The sequence below is a fragment of the Aporhodopirellula rubra genome, from assembly GCF_014192335.1.
GTDB lineage: Bacteria > Planctomycetota > Planctomycetia > Pirellulales > Pirellulaceae > Rhodopirellula > Rhodopirellula rubra.
The window spans coordinates 1-1,528 of sequence record NZ_JACHXU010000067.1 but is presented as its reverse complement, the minus strand read 5'-3'; the positions used below and the strand labels follow the sequence as shown (position 1 = coordinate 1,528).

The following is a 1,528-nucleotide window of genomic DNA, read 5'->3' as shown; positions in this document are numbered from 1 at the left end:
CGAGCTCCAGGAGGTGGGGCTTGTTGCCCACTCAAACCCGATCACTTACGTTTTTACTAGAGAGACCATCACGAGTTTCAACAACGAATGGGACACACCCCGAAGCACAGGTATCCCGCATAGCAGGTGCATACGGCCCAAACGAGAAGAAAACAGAATTCCAAAAGGGAAACGTGTATTTTCTGAGCTCGCCCTACTACGAAAAAGCTGGCCGGTTCCCCGAAGCGGGTGGCGGATTGTTCTCGACGTCTCATGACATACTTCAGTACGGACGGATGCTCGCAAATAACGGAGAGCTGAACGGGAGACGGTATCTTTCGCCTGAGTCGATGAACGAGTTACGCAAGAAGCAAACGGGGCAAACGGACGTCAACTACAGCCTGGGATACCATTTGCGAAACGGCCTCTTTGGCCACGACGGCGCCTATGGAACGGATCTGTCAGTCGACCCGAAGTCCGGCATGATCGCAATCTTTATGACGCAATGCACCAGTGGCGCTCAGTGGTCGGCCCGTGACCGATTCTTGGACATCGCTCGGCGAGTGTTCTGAGGAACGGCCATACATTTGCCAACGGAATTTTCCCCGCTTGCTCAAACAGTACGCAACGTAATGCATCACCTGTCTCAACGATATCAGCTCATCCGTTCCATTCTATGCTCGCTTTTTCTTGCGAGCAGCCTTGGAGCTGGAGAATCGTTTAAGATCGAGCAAATGTCGCACAGCGATGTGATCAAGACATTGGTAACCAACTGCGGCGATTGTCACTCTGAAGGCGAATCGTTCTCCGTCGCGAGTCTTCAGCATTCGGATTCGTTGGCAAACGAATACGGTGCCTGGAGTAATGTTCGCGCCCGTTTATCGGATCAATCGATGCCTCCTGCGGACGAGAATACACTCCAATCCGCGGATAGAAAATCACTCATCGATTGGATTCAATCCGAGACGCGTAAAGCCATCTTTTCCCAGGGCGAAAAAGCTGGCCCCGCCAACTTTCGCCGTCTCAATCGCAACGAGTATTCAAACACCATTCGTGATTTGTTGGATATTCACATTAACGCTGGCACATCCCTACCTCAAGATATTGCAGGCGGAGAAGGTTTCAACAATGCTTCAGAAACTTTGATCATATCTCCGATTCATGCGGAGAAGTTCCTTCAAGCAGCAACCGAATCCTTAGAGTATGCCGCTGCCGATGCGAGGTCTCGCAATAGACTACTCACAGTGTCACCAAATGAGTTGATCGGTGAACGAGAGGCGGCTCGCCAAAACTTGCAGCGACTGACAACGCTTGCGTTTCGTCGCCCCGTTGAAGCCGACGAAATCGACGGATTCCTCACGTTGTTCCAGGCGGCACGTGCCGATGGATTGGAGTTTGATGACTCATGTTTTTACGCCATGCGCGGTGTCCTTGTTTCCACAGATTTTCTGTTCTTAAGGACTTGTTCGGAAATAACTTCGGCAATCTTGTAGAATCGAGGCATCTCGATTCCACGGAGGCCAACGATGAAGGACGTTTACGGACAGGA

Annotated in this window: 2 protein-coding genes; both read left to right on the top strand. The window is 51.3% G+C overall.

Annotated elements, in window-relative coordinates:
* Nucleotides 1-20 precede the first annotated feature (20 nt).
* Nucleotides 21-551 carry a serine hydrolase gene (locus FHS27_RS30645; RefSeq protein ID WP_315854763.1) on the top strand — a complete coding sequence of 177 codons (531 nt, stop codon included), beginning with the start codon at nucleotides 21-23 and terminating at the stop codon, nucleotides 549-551.
* 162 nt (nucleotides 552-713) lie between these two features.
* Nucleotides 714-1,472 (top strand): DUF1587 domain-containing protein, encoded by a 759-nt coding sequence (locus tag FHS27_RS30640; protein WP_184310265.1) that lies wholly within the window; start codon nucleotides 714-716, stop codon nucleotides 1,470-1,472.
* Nucleotides 1,473-1,528: the final 56 nt, after the last annotated feature.

Excerpts from the sequence above, each read along its gene's own strand:
- FHS27_RS30640 (WP_184310265.1), top strand. The coding sequence starts at position 714 with ATGTCGCACAGCGATGTGATCAAGACATTGGTAACCAACTGCGGCGAT.